The sequence below is a fragment of the Gordonia sp. AC31 genome (genome assembly GCF_031844505.1).
Lineage (GTDB): Bacteria > Actinomycetota > Actinomycetes > Mycobacteriales > Mycobacteriaceae > Gordonia > Gordonia hongkongensis.
On sequence record NZ_JAUZVK010000028.1, the window covers coordinates 1 to 15,542 of the forward strand.

At 70.4% G+C, this 15,542-nt stretch carries 5 protein-coding genes; 1 reads left to right on the plus strand and 4 read right to left on the minus strand.

Going from position 1 to position 15,542, the window contains the following annotated elements:
- Window positions 1-4: 4 nt before the first annotated feature.
- Window positions 5-9,952, plus strand: coding sequence for a non-ribosomal peptide synthetase (locus tag Q9R39_RS21880; RefSeq protein WP_311278256.1), 9,948 nt, complete (start codon window positions 5-7; stop codon window positions 9,950-9,952).
- Between the two features lie 239 nt (window positions 9,953-10,191).
- Here the strand turns inward: Q9R39_RS21880 and Q9R39_RS21885 are convergent, their stop codons facing one another.
- From Q9R39_RS21885 to Q9R39_RS21900, 4 genes are all read right to left on the minus strand, one after another.
- On the minus strand, window positions 10,192-12,540 hold the full coding sequence (locus tag Q9R39_RS21885) for an AAA family ATPase (RefSeq protein ID WP_078113165.1): 2,349 nt from the start codon (window positions 12,538-12,540) through the stop codon (window positions 10,192-10,194).
- Window positions 12,537-13,226 (minus strand): hypothetical protein, encoded by a 690-nt coding sequence (locus tag Q9R39_RS21890; RefSeq protein ID WP_176455927.1) that lies wholly within the window; start codon window positions 13,224-13,226, stop codon window positions 12,537-12,539. Before Q9R39_RS21890 ends, Q9R39_RS21885 begins: the two co-directional genes overlap by 4 nt.
- Before the next feature lie 106 nt (window positions 13,227-13,332).
- Window positions 13,333-14,427, minus strand: a complete 1,095-nt coding sequence (locus Q9R39_RS21895; protein ID WP_068971017.1) for a DoxX family protein — start codon at window positions 14,425-14,427, stop codon at window positions 13,333-13,335.
- A 237-nt stretch (window positions 14,428-14,664) separates the two neighbouring features.
- The gene (locus Q9R39_RS21900; protein WP_078113164.1) at window positions 14,665-15,363 is read right to left on the minus strand and encodes an MBL fold metallo-hydrolase; all 699 of its coding nucleotides are present in this window, start codon (window positions 15,361-15,363) and stop codon (window positions 14,665-14,667) included.
- Window positions 15,364-15,542: the final 179 nt, after the last annotated feature.

The following is a 15,542-nucleotide window of genomic DNA, read 5'->3' on the forward strand; positions in this document are numbered from 1 at the left end:
TCAGGTGAAGTTGCGGGGGCAGCGGATCGAGTTGGGGGAGATCGAAACCGTCCTCGGCACCACGCCGGGTGTCGCCCAGGTGGTGGTCTCGGTCATGGAACTCGCTGCGGGAGAACAACTCGTGGCTCACGTCACCGGAGCGGATGTCGACGTCGAGCATCTGCGCGCGACCGCTGAGCAACTACCCGCGTACATGCGCCCCACGTCCTGGGTCGTCCTGGACACGTTGCCGTTGAACACCGCGGGCAAGGTGGACCGAAAAGCCCTGCCCGCACCGGATTTTGTCGCCGCCGAACGCGTGCTCCCCGAGGCCGACGCCGAAGTCGCGATCACCGGTGTCTTCGCCGACGTGCTCGGGCTGTCTGCCGCGGACTCGGTGTCGGTGACCGACAGCTTCTTCGATCTCGGCGGCAACTCACTGGCCGCGACCCGACTCGCGGCCCGCGTCTCCCGGATGCTCGGCGTCCCGGTACGGGTGCGAGACGTCTTCGACGCCCCGACGGTCCGTGATCTCGCGCGTCGAATCCAGGCGGCAGACATCGCCGGGGCCGGAACCGCAGTCCCGGATCGGTCGGCTGCACCGGCCCGTCCGTCGGTCTTGCCTCTCTCGAGCGCCCAACGCCGCATGTGGTTCATCAACCAGTACGAGCCGACGGTGGCGTCGTACATCATCCCGTTCGCCTTCCGACTCCGCGGCACGGTCGAGGTCGAACAGCTACGCCGAGCGCTCGCCGACGTGGTCGCCCGTCATGAGGTTCTCCGGACCACCTACCCGGTGTCCCGCGACGGACGCCCCGAGCAACGAATCCACGACGTCGATCCGGAGAATACCGGATTCGACTGGGCGGTGGCGGATTCCGAGTCCGAAGCGCTGGCCGTCGCCGCCGAGCCATACGACCTGACCCGTGACCTGCCCGTGCGCGCCCGCGTATACGTCGATCCCGGTACAAGTGCACTGCTGGCCGTCAGCATCCATCACATCGCTGCCGACGGCGAGTCGGGCCGGGCGCTGTCGCGCGATCTGCTCACCGCGTACTCGGCACGACGCGACGGTCGGAGCCCGGACTGGCCGCCGCTCCCGATCCAGTACGCCGATCACGTCCTGCAGGTCGCCGGACGAGCGGACGAGCAGGACGAGCACCGGCAGTGGTGGGCCCGCCGGCTCGACGGCGCCCCGGTCCTCATGGATCTGCCCACCACCCATCCACGCCCGGCCACGCCGACCATGCGCGGCGCGACCGTCGAGTTCGTCATCCCGGGACGTGTCGCGCAGGGGATCGGCATCCTCGCCCGCGCCGGCGACGCCACCGCATTCATGGTGCTGCACGCCGCACTCGCCGCGGTGCTGGGTCGGCTGTCGGGCAGCCGCGACGTCGTCATCGGGACCGCCGCCGCGGGCCGCGACGGCGACACCGACGACTTGATCGGCATGTTCGTCAACACGGTCGCGCTGCGGACCCCGATCGTCCCCGCACAGCCGTTCACCGACCTCCTGCGGGTGGTGCGCGAGGTGGATCTCGACGCCCTCGATCACGCCGGCGTACCGTTCGACGACGTCGTCGACGAACTCGGGGTGGCCCGCACCGCGTCCCATGCGCCACTGGTCCAGGTGCTGCTCACCACGTCCGATCTCGCCGCCCCCGCCGCCCCCGGTGGGCAGTTCGCCGGCCTCGACGTCGAACCCGTTGCCGTCGAGGACAACTCGGCAAAAGTCGACCTGACCCTCGGTGTTCTGACGGACCCGGCCGAGGGGGCTCCGTGGCGCGGTTCGCTCACCTACGCAACGGACCTCTTCGGCGACTCCGACGCGCGCCGGCTCGCGGACCGATTCGTCGGCGTGCTGACGTCCGCGGTCGGCGACAGCACATTGCCGGTCGGGGACCTCGAGCTACTGACCCCTGACGAGGAGATGATCCCGCTCGTCTCGGGCGACCCCGATCCCGCCCCGGAACTCCTCTCGGACCTGCTCATCGACGCGGCGCGGATGCGTCCGACCCACCCGGCCGTCGTCGACCCCGCCGCCGCGGACCCCGAACACGTCTGGAACTATGCCGAACTCGATTCGGCGAGTTCGCATCTCGCGACGGTCCTCATCGGCCGCGGTATCGGTCCGGAGGACGTGGTCGTCAGCGCGTTCCCGCGCTCGACGACCGCGCAGCTCGCCTTGTGGGCAGTGGCCAAGACCGGTGCGGTGTACTGCCCGATCGACCCCCGCTACCCGGCGGAACGCATCGCTCGGGTCCTGGACGCCGCGAACGCCGTGCTGGTGCTCACCGACGGGAGTGTCGAGGGGCCCACCGCCGACACGGCCTCCACGTGGCCGCCGCGACTGCTGCTGGACGCGGCGCTCGTCGCCGACCTGCGCAGACGCCCGGCGCTCGACCCGCCGCGTCGCAACCGGCCGGTGACACCCGATTCCGGCGCCTACATGATCTTCACCTCCGGATCGACCGGGACGCCGAAGGGGGTGCACGTGACGCACCGCGGCCTCGCGGGTGTCAGTACGGTGCTGCGCGACCGGCACCGATCCGGGCCCGACGCGCGCTGGCTGGGGATCAGCTCGCCCGCGTTCGATGCCGCCATACTCGAGGTCCTCGGTGCCTACGGCAGTGCTGCGACGCTCGTCGTCGCGCCTCCCGAGGTGTACGGGGGCCGCGAGCTCGCCGACGTCATCACGACGCACCGCACCACCCACGCCTTCCTGGTGACGTCGGTGGCGGCGTCGTTGCCGGATCCCGGCCGCCTGCCCATGACCGACGTCCTCGTCGGCGGCGAGGCCGTCCCCGACACGGAGAAGGACCGGTGGGCCGCGCACGTGGCGTTCCACAACGGTTACGGACCCACCGAGACCACGATCATCAGCGTCACCTCGCCCCCGATCGGCGTCGACGAGCCGGTCCACCTCGGCAGCCCGGTCCCCGGCGCGAGCGCCCATGTCCTGGACGAGCGGCTGCATCCGGTGCCGCCGGGGGTCGTCGGGGAGCTGTACCTCGCCGGTCCCGAACTCGCACGCGGTTACCACGGACGGCCGGCGCTGACCGCCGAGCGCTTCGTCGCCGCCGTCGACGGGGCACCGGGCACGCGGATGTACCGGACCGGGGATCTCGTGCGCCGGGACCGCAGTGGCGGATTGGTCTACGTCGGCCGCGCCGACTTCCAGGTCAAATTGCGCGGACAACGGCTCGAACTCGGTGAGATCGAGGCCGTCCTGACCGCACACCCGCAGGTGCGGACGGCGGCGGTCATCGGGGTCGGGAACCCGGTGACCTCGCTGGCCGGTTACGTCGAACCCGTCGAGCCCGGACGGCCGGTCGAGATCTCCGCCCTCCGTGAACATCTCGCGACCCATCTGCCATCGCACATGGTCCCGGCGGCACTCACGGTGCTCGACTCCATGCCGCGCAGCCCGATCGGGAAGATCGACCGCGCCGGCCTCCCCGCCATCGAGCCGTCGAAGGCCGACGCCGAACGCGTTCCGCCGTCGACGCACACCGAGCGGTTACTCGCGGCCATCGTCGGCGAGGTTCTCGGACTCGACGACGTGTCGGTGACCGCTGACTTCTTCGTCATCGGCGGCAACTCGTTGTCGGCCACGCGTGTGAGTGCCCGCGCGGGGGACGCCTTCGGGGTCCGCGTCGGTGTCCGTGACGTCTTCGAGGCGCCGACGGTTCGCCTGCTTGCTCGTCGCGTCGACGCAGCTTACGACGACGCGTCACGACCGCCGCCGCTGCGCCGTGTCGATCCGCGGCCCGCGCACATTCCGCTGTCGTATGCGCAGCAACGGATCTGGTTCCTGAACCGGTTGGATCCTAATTCGGGGGCCTACACCATCCCGATGGCCGTCCGCCTCCGCGGCCGGCTCGACCGGGGTGCGCTACGCGCCGCCGTCGTCGACCTGCTGGACCGCCACGAGATCCTGCGGACCGTGTTCCCGGCGCCGGGTGGTGAACCGCGGCAGCACATCTTGCCGATCGACGAGGCCCGGGCCCGCCTGCGGTGGGAGGACATCGCGGCTCCGCGGGAGCCCGCCGACCCGGCCGCACTCGTCGGTGATGCCGCCTTCGACATCACCACCGAACTGCCGCTGCGTATTCGCCTGTTCGCGGTCGGCGACGGTGGGATCGACACCGACGACCACGTCCTCGTCGTCGTACTGCATCACATCGCCGCCGACGGTGAGTCGATGAGGCCGCTCGCCGCCGATCTGTGGGGGGCCTATCTGGCGCGTGCCGAGGGCCATGCGCCAGCGGCGGCCGCGCCGGCGATCCAGTTCGCCGATCACGCACTGTGGCAACGGGAGACGCTGGGGGACATCGACTCGCCGGAGTCCGTTCTCGGTCGCCAGGTCGGCTACTGGGTGAATCGACTGTCGGGGATCCCCGACCTCCTCCCGCTGCCCACGGACCGGCCGCGACCGGCGGTCGCGTCGCAACGGGGCGGTCGCGTCACCGCGGCCATCCCGACCGAACTGACACAGCGGATCACGGACACGGCCCGCGCCCACGGGGCCACCGAGTTCATGGTCGTCCACGCCGCGCTGTCGATCGTGCTGGCCAGGCTGTCCGCGACCCGCGACATCGTGATCAGCACCCCGGTTGCCGGACGGGGCCATGCGCATCTCGACGACCTCGTGGGAATGTTCGTCAACACCGTGGTCCTGCGCACCGACGTCGACCCCCGGACGCCGGTCGGGGAGTTCCTCGAACGGGTGCGCGTCGACGACATCAACGCCCTCGCACGCGCCGATGTCCCGTTCGAGTATCTGGTGGACCGACTGTCCCCGGTCCGGTCGGAGGCGTTCGCCCCGATCAGCCAGGTGATGCTGTCGGTGCTGCACGATCAGGACACCGGAACGGTCGGGACCGACCCCTCGGGATCGGCGGATCTGACCTTCGAACCGATCGAGGCGTCCACCGGCACCACCCAGCTCGACCTGACCGTGGCGGTGACGATCCGTCCCGAAGGCGCGTGGGACGTCGAGATCGTCTATGCCACCGACCTGTTCGACGATCGGACCGCGCGCACCGCGATCACCCGCCTCACCAGGGTCCTCGAGGCGGTCGTCGGTGCCGACGACAAGGCTGTCGGTGCCATCGACCTGACCGACGCGGCCGAGCGCGCGCGGATCGCCGAACTGGTCGCGGGCCCCGATCTGTCGGTGCCGTGGTCGACGGTCACCGATGCGATCGAGGCGGCCGCGCGACGCTCACCGGAGTCGACGGCCCTGGTGGCCGGTGCGCGATCCGTGACCTACCGCGAGTTCATGGACCGGATCACCCAGCTGGCCGAGACGATGTCCGCACACGGCGTGGGTCCTGAAGTGGCCGTGGGCGTGTGTATCCCGCGGTCGGTGGAGCTGGTGCTCGCGATCCACGCGGTGGTGATGGCCGGCGGCAGCTATGTCAGCATCGACCCGTCGACTCCGCCCGAACGAGTGGCCGCGATGGTCGACGCCGCGTCGATCGCGGTCATCCTGACCGCTGAGGTGACCCCGCTCGCGCTGTCCGGTCTGTCGGTACCAACCCTCGTCGTCGACGGAAACGCCCCGCCGGAGGACCGCTCGGGTCCCCGGCCGGAACTCCGTCGCCCGTGTCCGGGCAACGCCCTCTACACGTTGTTCACGTCCGGCTCGACCGGAACGCCGAAGGGGGTCACGGTCAGTCACGGCGCCGTACTCAACCGACTCGCATGGATGGCGGTGCGTTCCCCGCTGCGTCCCGACGATGCCGTTCTGCTCAAGACGCCGGTCACCTTCGACGTGTCCGTCCCCGAGTTGTTCGAACCGCTGATGGCCGGGGCCCGCCTCGTCATCGTCGAGGACGGCCGCCACATCGACCCGGCCCATGTCCTCGCCGAGATCGAGCGGCATCGGGTCACCTCGGTACACTTCGTGCCGTCGATGATGGCGGCGTTCGTCGAGTACATCGGCGACCACCCGCGGCGGCGCGCGGCACTGTCGTCGTTGCGGCGTGTCAACGCGTCGGGCGAGGCACTGCCGGCCGCCACCGCCGAGGCCATGGCGGCGCTCGTGCCGCAGGCGGACCTCGACAATCTCTACGGGCCGACGGAGGCGGCCGTCGAGGTGACGGCCTACCGCTTCGCCCCCGGCGACGTGATCGTGCCGATCGGGCGCCCGAACGCGAACACCACCACGTGGGTGCTGGACGACGGGTTGCGCCCGGCGCCGGTCGGGGTGGTCGGCGAGCTGTACGTCGGCGGCGATCAGCTGGCGCGCGGCTATGCCGCCCGGCCCGACCTCACCGCCGAACGGTTCGTGGCCGACCCCACCGGCCCGCACGGAGGCCGCCTCTACCGGACCGGTGACCTGGTGCGCTGGAACGCCTCCGGTGCGCTCGAATACCTCGGCCGGGCAGACTTCCAGGTGAAGTTGCGCGGACAGCGCATCGAGCTCGGGGAGATCGAGACCGTCCTCGCCCGCGTCGACGGCATCTCGCACGCGGCGGTCACCGTCCGGAGCGGTCCGGCGGGTGATGCACTGGTCGGATACCTCGCCGGCCGAGTCGATCTCGACGCGATCCGTGAGCATCTGCGGCAGGCATTGCCGCAGTACATGCACCCGACGCAGTGGGTGGTCCTCGATTCGGTCCCGGTGACCGCGACCGGCAAACTCGACCGCCGGGCCCTACCCGCGCCGCGGAGCGAGCCGGTCGAGATGGTGCCGCCCGCCGACGCCGTCGAACGGGCGGTGGCCGTCGTCGTCGCCGACGTGCTGGGACTCGACGAGATCTCGGTGACGACGCCGTTCTTCGATCTGGGCGGCAACTCGCTCGCCGCGATGCGGGTCGTCGCCCGGATCGGCGAGCAGCTCGGGACCGACCTCGATGTGCGCGACCTCTTCCGCACCCCGACGGTCCGCGAGCTCGCGCAACTCGTCACGCGTCATCGGGTCTCCGACCATCCGCTCGTCGCACGACCCCGGCCCGAGCGCATCCCGTTGTCGTATGCGCAACAACGACTGTGGTTCATCAACCAGTTCGACGTGACGTCCCCGACGTACAACATGCCGATGGCGTTCGACATCCGGGGATTCCTCGATGTCGACGCACTACGCGCCGCGGTCGCGGCTGTGATGACGCGACACGAACCGCTGCGGACCGTCTACCCGCTCGGCGACGGCGGGGTGCCGCTCCAGCACATCCTCGATCCTTCGGTGGCGGCGGCCCGACTGCGCTGGGAATCGGCCGGGACACCCGAGGACGCGATGACGTTGTGCGCGGAGGGATTCGACGTGACGACGCAGCTGCCGTTGCGTGTGGTGACGTCGCTGGTATCAGCGGAGGGTGCGGCGCCGCCGGTGTGTCGAGTCGTGCTGGTCCTGCATCACATAGCCGGCGATGCGGCGTCCCTGGCGATCCTGGCCGCGGAGGTCCTCGGTGGGTACCGCAACGGTCGACGCACCGAAGACGGGTCGATCGAGGTACCGGAGATCGCATACGCCGATCACGCGCTGTGGCAACGCGATCTGCTTGGGGACCTCGACGATCCGACCTCACCGATGGCGGCGCAGTACTCGTTCTGGACCGAGACGCTGGCCGACGTTTCGGCCGCACTGGAGATCCCCGGTGACCGTCCGCGTCCGCCGATCGCCGACCCCACCGGTGGTCGGCTGCCCCTCGAGATCGGCGAGGAGCGCAGCGCGGCGGTGGCGGCGACCGCACGCGTGCACGGGATGACCCCGTTCATGGTCTGTCACGCCGCCTTCGTCGCCGCACTCGCCCGTGTGGCCGATGTGCGGGACATCAGCGTCGGCGCCGCCATCTCCGGTCGCGGGCACGCGGCCACGGCGGGCCTCATCGGGATGTTCGTCAACACCGTGGTGCTCCGCACATCGGTGCACTCCGAGGACACGGTCGAGGACCTGCTCCGCCGGGTCCGCGGCGCCGATCTCGCGGCCTTCGCGCACGCCGACATCCCGTTCGAGACCCTCGTCGAGCACCTCACCCCGGTCCGGTCCACCGCCCACGCGCCGCTCGTGCAGGTCATGATCAACTATCTCGGCGAGTCGTCCGGGACACCGGCGGTGCCTGGTATCGGCGCGGACGCCGAGCCGCTCATCGTGGACGGTCTCGAGGTCGTGGCCGTCGAACCGGGGCCGCCGCCGGCGAAGGTCGACCTCACCCTCGGTCTCGCGGAGCGGTCCGTCGGTACGGCTGTCGAGTTGGTCGGCGAGATCGACTACGCCGCAGCGCTGTTCGACATCGAGACGGTTGAATCGATACGCGACGTCTTCCTAGGCATGCTCGACGCCGTGACCGGTGACATCGACATGGTGCTGGACGAGGTCGATGTGACCGGTGCCGTTGACGGTGCGTCGCTGATCCTCGACAGCGCGGGCCGGGCGGTACCGGCGCGGGTGCCGGGTGAGTTGCACGAGCGCACGGCAGACGGTTCGCTGCTCGCGACGGGTATGCGGGCGCGGTGGGTCGACGCCTCGATAACACGACCGGAGATCCTCGGGCCGGTCGAGCGTCACCCCCGGATCGGCGGGCGGCGAGTGGATCTCGATGCGGTGGAGGCGGCACTCAACGCGGTGGCGGGCGTCGTCACTGCAGCGGTCGTGGCGTCGGCGTCCGACGGTCAGCCGACGGATGACGGAGTCGAGGTGGGGGCCTGGGTCGTGGTCGACCGCGACGGCCCCGGCGCCTCCGACCTCCGACGCGAGCTGTCGAGAGTATTGCCCGCACACTGTATTCCGACGGTGATCAGCGTCGTCGACGCCATCCCGGTCGGCGCGGACGGGCGACCCGGACGCCGCGAGGTCGCGTCGCTCATGAACTCAGCCGGTGGGGGACGCGAGGACGCCGAGCCCGCGGCCCCGACCGGCCGCTGGGAAGTGACGGTCGCCGAAGCGATGTCGGAGATCACCGGGACCGCGGTGACCGACGCGGACCAGGGTTTCTTCGACCTCGGCGGGACCTCGCTGTCGGCGGTTCGGCTGGTGTCGCTGCTGCGGCGACGGACCGGACTGCCCGTCGAGGTCGCATGGATCTTCGCCGGACCCACACCGCGCGATCTCGGCGCCCGGCTCGCTGCTCAGGCGACGCACGAGGAATCCACCGACACCGCCGAACCGCGGGGCCAGGTGGTCGTGCCGCTACGGGCGGACGGCAGCCGCGAACCGGTCTTCTGCGTCCACCCCGCCGATGGGTTGGCGTGGCTGTTCGCCGGTCTCACACCGTATCTCGAAGACCGGCCGGTCTTCGGTCTGCAGGACCCCTTCGTGGTGGCCGGCGACACGGCCGCCACGTCGATCCGCGAACTCGCCGCGCGGTATGTGGCCGAGATCCGGGCGATCGTCCCGCAGGGGCCCTACCACCTCGTCGGATGGTCCCTCGGCGGGCTCATCGCCCAGGAGATGGCGGCCGAATTGCGTTCGCAGGGTGCCGAAGTCGGGTTCCTCGGCCTCCTCGACAGCTATCCCGCGACCGGCGGTGAACTCGAGACCGACGGGGCGGCGGCGCGTGCCGAGGTGTCCGCGGAGGATGCGCGAGCCACGGTCGCGGACCTGCTCGGCGGGTGGCGAGCGGTCATCGACATCGACGCGGTGACCGCCTCCGACGATCCGGCCGCGATGGCGGCGGCGGTCCGCGAGCGGGTCGTCGGACTCGGACTCCTCGACGGACCCGCGTTCGACCGCATGCTCCAACGGATGGCGACGTCGGCCCGACGCACCGTCGACCATCGGCCCCGAACCTACGACGGCGACGCGATGCTCGTCGTCGCGGCGGCGGGGGAGGCCGACCCGGACAGCACCGCCGGACGCTGGACATCGTTCCTCGGCGGGCGGGTCACCCGTGTCGACGTCGATGCCGATCACCTCGGGATCGTCGGTACCGACGCGCTCGAGGTGATCGGACCGCGGATCGACGCGGCGATCCGCGAGGCCGAGTCGCGGCGCGCAAGCGACGGCCCCCACCCGCTCCCTGAGTAGGCCGGAGCTTGCGGAGGGCGCGGCCGACCCCCGCTCCCTGAGGAGCGCCCGGAGCTTGCGGAGGGCGCGTCACGAAGGGTCTTCGCAACCCGTCTCGCCAAGACCCTTCGTGACGGCCTCCGCAAGCTCCGGCCTCCTCAGGGAGCAGTAATTGGGCCGCTCCGATCACAACGAGTGCTTTCGCAGTAACCGGGTCGGCAGGTCGCATCAACCGGGAGCGGAGCGGGGATCGCGCGCCCTCAGCCGGCCGGCAGATCCGCGAGGGCGTCGGGGAGGTCGTCCCGATGGACGACGACGAGTCGCTGGGTCGCCCGGGTGAGGGCGACGTACAGGTCGCTGAGCCCGCGTGGTGACTGGTCGATGATCGCAGCGGGCTCGACGACGATGGTCGTGTCGAACTCCAGGCCCTTACAGCTCCGCACCGTGTACACCCGGGGTGGCTCCCGGTCGGGGAGCGTGAAGCAATCCGGCGCCAGCGCCGCGTCGATCGCGTCGTGCAGGTGATCGGGGACCACGACGGCGGTGAGGCCGTCGGGTTCGGCGAGCCCGACGGCTCGGAGGACGGCGTCGGCGATGCTCCGCGGGGAGTCGTTGTCCGCCCGCAGCGCCACCGGCTCGATCCCGTTGCTGCGCAACGAGGTCGGGGCCTTCTCGCCGTTGCCGATCTCGTCGAGGACGCGCGCGGCGTACTCCATGATCTCGCTCGGGGTCCGGTAGTTGACCGACAGCTCTTTGAACTGCCAGCGCTTCGCGACATACGGCTCCAGGACCTCGGCCCACGAGCGCGTGCCCGCCTCGTCGGATGTCTGAGCGGTGTCGCCGATGATCGTCATCCACCGATTCGGGATGCGTCGCATCACCATCCGCCAGGACATGGGGGAGAGCTCTTGGGCCTCGTCGACGATGACGTGGCCGAACGTCCAGGTGCGGTCGCCGTAGGCACGTTCGGCCGTCGTGGCGCGTCGTGTCTCGGTCTGGCGGGACGCGAGCTGTTCTGCGTCGATCAGGTCGTAGGCCATCAGGATCTCGGGATCGAGTTCGTCCTCGAGGTCCTGCGGCGCCGAGCCGGTCAGGATGTCCAGTGCGTCCTGCGCCTCGGCCAACTGGCGACGCCAGCGTGCGCGTTCGGCCCGCTCCGCGTCCTCGGTGCCGTAACCGATCAGCTCGGCGAGTTCGTCCAGCAATGGGACGTCGGCAGGCGAGAAGTCCGCGCCCGACGTCGTGGCAGGGCGCGACGGACGGTGCAGCGCCGCACGATCGGCGTCCGTCCAACCCGGGGTGGCCTTGCGGATCGCGCGTTCGTCGCCGAGCAGGTCGCGAAGCAGGGCCTGCGGGGTCAGCGTCGGCCAGTACCGCAGCAACGCGGCACGGATGTCGGGATCGCGGCTCATGTCGTCGCGGATGTCGGCGATGTCGGCGGGGCTGAGCAACTGCGAACCGTCGAGCAGGCTCGATCCGATGGCCGCCGCGTGCCGCGCCGCGAGTTCGGCGAGTCCCGCCTTCAGGAAGGCGTTCTGCGAGAGATTGTGGGCGCGTCGAGTCGCGCGGGCCTTGGCGCGCGCGGCCTTGACCAGGGCCGAGTCGATCTCGACGGTGTAGCTGTCGAAATCGACTGCCTCGGGCCGGGACGGCAGCGACTGTTGGGCACGCACCGCCCGCTTGAGGACGTCGACCATGCGCAGTCCGCCCTTGACCGCGGCGGTCGTCCGCGGGTCGGCGGTGCCCGCGCGGACGCCGGGGAACAGGTCCCCGATGGTCGAGAGGAGCACGCCGGACTCGCCCAGCGAGGGCAGCACCTGGCCGATGTAGTTCAGGAAGTCGTCGTTGGGTCCGATGATGAGAATGCCGCTGCGCGAGAGGTTCTCGCGATGTGTGTAGAGCAGGTAGGCGGCTCGGTGCAGCGCCACGGCGGTCTTGCCGGTTCCGGGGCCGCCCTGGATGACGGTGACCCCGCGATGCGTCGACCGGATGATCAGGTCCTGCTCGCGCTGGATCGTCTCGACGATGTCGGTCATCTCGCCGGTGCGGGCGGCGTTGAGGGCCGCGACAAGAGCCGACTCGTTGACGACGTCGCCGTGTCCGAAGTCGTCGAGCAGCGCATCGCCTGCGGTCAGGGACTCATCGCTCACCCCGCGGACCTTGCGGCTGCGGGTCCGGATATGGCGACGGCGCGCGACGTCCTCGGGCGCGGCGGGCGTCGCCAGATAGAACGGCCGGGCCAGCGGCGCGCGCCAGTCCAGCAGCAGGGTGGCGTCGGTGGCGGTGGCGTCGAGTTCGCCGTCGTCGGCGAAACCGTCGTCGAGGACACCGATGCGTCCGATGCGCCGGATCTCGCCGTCCTCGAGGTCGAGACGACCGAAATACAGATTGTGTTCGGCGGCATCGAATTTGGCGAGATCCTCGTTGTACATCCGCTCGTAGGACTCGCGTTCGGACAGCGCCTGCGGTGTGCCGCCGCGTTCGGAGAGCGTCGACGACAACCGACGCTGGGTGGTCCGACGCATCCGGTCCAGCCTGCCGTACACGCGGTCGAGGTGCCGTTGTTCCTCGTCCACGCGGGGGTCGGCGTCCGGCGAGAGGGCGGTCATCGGCCGTCCCCGATCGACAGCGGTGCGCGGGACCCGTGGGACCGGGCCAGTCCGGCGGCCCGGATGCGGGCGGTCATCGCGCGGGGGTCGGCGGACAAGCGGCGGCAGACCTGTGACGCCGGGTCGGCGAGTGTCTCGTCGTCGAGTCGGCGGGACAGCCACTCGAGAACGTCGGTCTGTGCGCCGAAGGGGACGGGGTCACCGGTGACCGGGTCGGCGAGGACGCCGTGCCGGGACACGTACAGGTCGAAGGTCGCAGGCGGGGTCCACTCGTCCGGAAGGAGGGGAGAGGGACGGCCGAGAACGGGGTGGTCGCGCGTAGTCACTGTCTGTCGATCATAGTTGGGTTCGGTGGCGTCGAGAGCATCGATGTGGGTGGGACCCAGCCAGGCCGCGGTCGTCGTGATCGCGCCCTCACCTGCGAGGATCGGTGCGGCCGGAATGTATCCCCGGGCCGCTACATGGGCGGAATGGCCGACTGTGATGTTCGTGACGCGGACCGTGCGGAGGCAGATCCGGTCCGTCGACGGAACGTGGGCGAGCTTGCGACGGAGAACGTCGGGGGCGGCATTCGACCCGACCGCTACCACGAGCCGCGAGCCCACCGACGGGACCGTCCCGAACGGCGGACCCGCGAGCGTCATCTCGTGCAGCGAGGCCTCTCTCAGCCCCGCGGACGCGGGCACCCAGGGATAATCCTCTGGCGGGTGCACCGCGTCCGTGGTCGTGAGATCGGTTGTGCTCAGGGTCGTGCTCGTATCTGTTGCTCGTGCGCGTGGAGACCCCGAGGGATCAGCGACGTGCCTTGCGCAGACGCTTGCGACTCTGCTCGGCGGAGTCCTCGGCAGCTGCGGCGAGCTGGCGTGCGGTCTCGGCGAGCTCGGCCGACCGTGCGCGGGCGACGTCGGCGAGTTCGGCGGACCGATCGCGTGCCACGTCGGCGAACTCCGGTGCGCGCTTGCGGGCGGTGTCGGCGAGATCGGACGCGCGGTCGCGGGCCGAATCGGCGATCTTCGGAGCCTTCTTCTTCGCCTGCTTCTGCGCCTTCGCGGCCTGCTTCTGAGCCTTCTCGGCTCGCTTCTGCGCTTCCTTCACGAGCTTCGGGCCCCGCTTGCGCGCGGTCTCGGCGAGATCAGACGAACGCGCGAGCGCCGTGTCGGCGAGCTCCGACGACCGGTGGAGAGCCGCGTCGGCGACGACCGGAGCGCGGTCCTTGATGCGATCCGCGACATCGGAGGCGGTCTCGGCGGCCTTGCCGGCCAGCTCGAGGGAGCGCTTCTGCGCGGCCTCGGCAATCTCGGGTGCGTGCTCGCGGAACTTCGCCGCGGCGTCGGCGGACCGCTCGGAGACGATCTCGGCGCCGTCGTGGGTGCGCTCGACGAGGTGCTCCCAGGTCGACGACCCGGCGGCGGCACCGATCGGCAGCGCCGCGGCCACAGCGGATGCCTTCTGACGGCCGCGCCACGCGAGCGACGGCTTGCCCTCGGTGTCGACCGCCGCCAACAGGACTCCGCCGAGCAGGCCGACGTTCTTGATGAACGCGTTGCGCTGGGCTTCCTTCTTGACCGGGTCGGCCTCGTTCCAGAAGTCGGTGCCCGCTGCCGTCGTCGGGATCAGGGTGCCGGCCAGGACGACGGACGCCACGCGCGGGAACTTGCCGGTGGCGAGCAGGATTCCGCCGCCGATCTGGGCGGCGGCGTTGATCTGCACCAGGGTCTCGGTGTTCTCCGGGATCCGGCCGGCCACCTCGGGCGGGAGCGACGACCGGGCCTTGTCCACGACCGGCTCGGCGGACTGCGCGATCGGTTTGGGGCTCCGGATGGCGTCCACGCCGCTGGCGACGAACGCCGAGGCGAGGAGCGGACGGGCTATACGGCGGAGAATCATCGGTCACAACCTTCTTCAGTCGGGTTTGGCTATCGAGATCCGTCGGGTGAAGCGCGTTTCTGGCCCGTTCAACGCTACCCTGTCGCAACGAATCTGCAGGTCACTCGGCGTGCCGTGACCGGTTTGCGTACCTACGGGCATCGCGGGTCACGACTCGCCGAACGATCCGAGGAACAGGTAACCGCCCGCGACGGCGACCAAACACTCGGGAGTCGACCGGCGTCGCCAGCTTCCGGATCACCAGCGGCGCTCACGCCATTCGGGTAGTGACCCGCGCTCGGCGCCCAGAGTGGTGTCCTTGCCGTGGCCGGGGTAAACGATGGTCGAGTCGTCGAAGCGGTCGAACAGCTTCGTCGAGACGTCCGTGAGGAGGGTGTCGAAGTCCTCCGGCTTCCAGGTCTTGCCGATCCCGCCGGGGAAGAGGCAGTCACCGGTGAAGAGGTGCACGGTTCGCTCGCCGCTGTCGTCGACGTCGGTGAGCGCGAGAGCGATCGATCCCGGGGTGTGCCCGACGAGGTGGATGGCCTCGAAACTGAGGTCGCCGACCTCGAGGACGTCACCGTCGTCGACGAGGCGGTCGGGGGTGACGGGCAGTTCATCGGCGTCGAGGCGCCCCGCCGCGGTCGGCACCCCGGTGGACTCGGTGACGGCGGCCAGGGCCTGCCAGTGATCGAAATGCTGGTGCGTCGTGAAGATGAGCTTCGGCGTTCCCTCGACGGCCGACAAGACCTCGGTGATCGTCTCCGCGTCGTTGGCCGCGTCGATGATCAGCTGATCGCCCGTCGCACGCGAGGTCACCAGGTAGACGTTGTTGTCCATCGGGCCGACGGACAGCTTGACGATGGTGGCCGACGACAGCGTGCGGCGCTGTGGGGTCTTCGACTCGGAGAGGTCGCCGGTGTAGTCGTCGCTGATCGGTGTCGCTGGGGAGGTCATGCCGACAGGCTATGACAGCGGGCAGCCGGAATGTGACGGTCGCGACCATGAAACCCGGCGTGGCGCGCGTATCCTGGACCATCGGTTCGGCGATGACACGCGGGCGGCGAGACCGATCGCCCGGTCGTCGGACTCCGAATCTCCCCGGGGCGAGTGCATGGCGACGTTTTTGTCGGTGG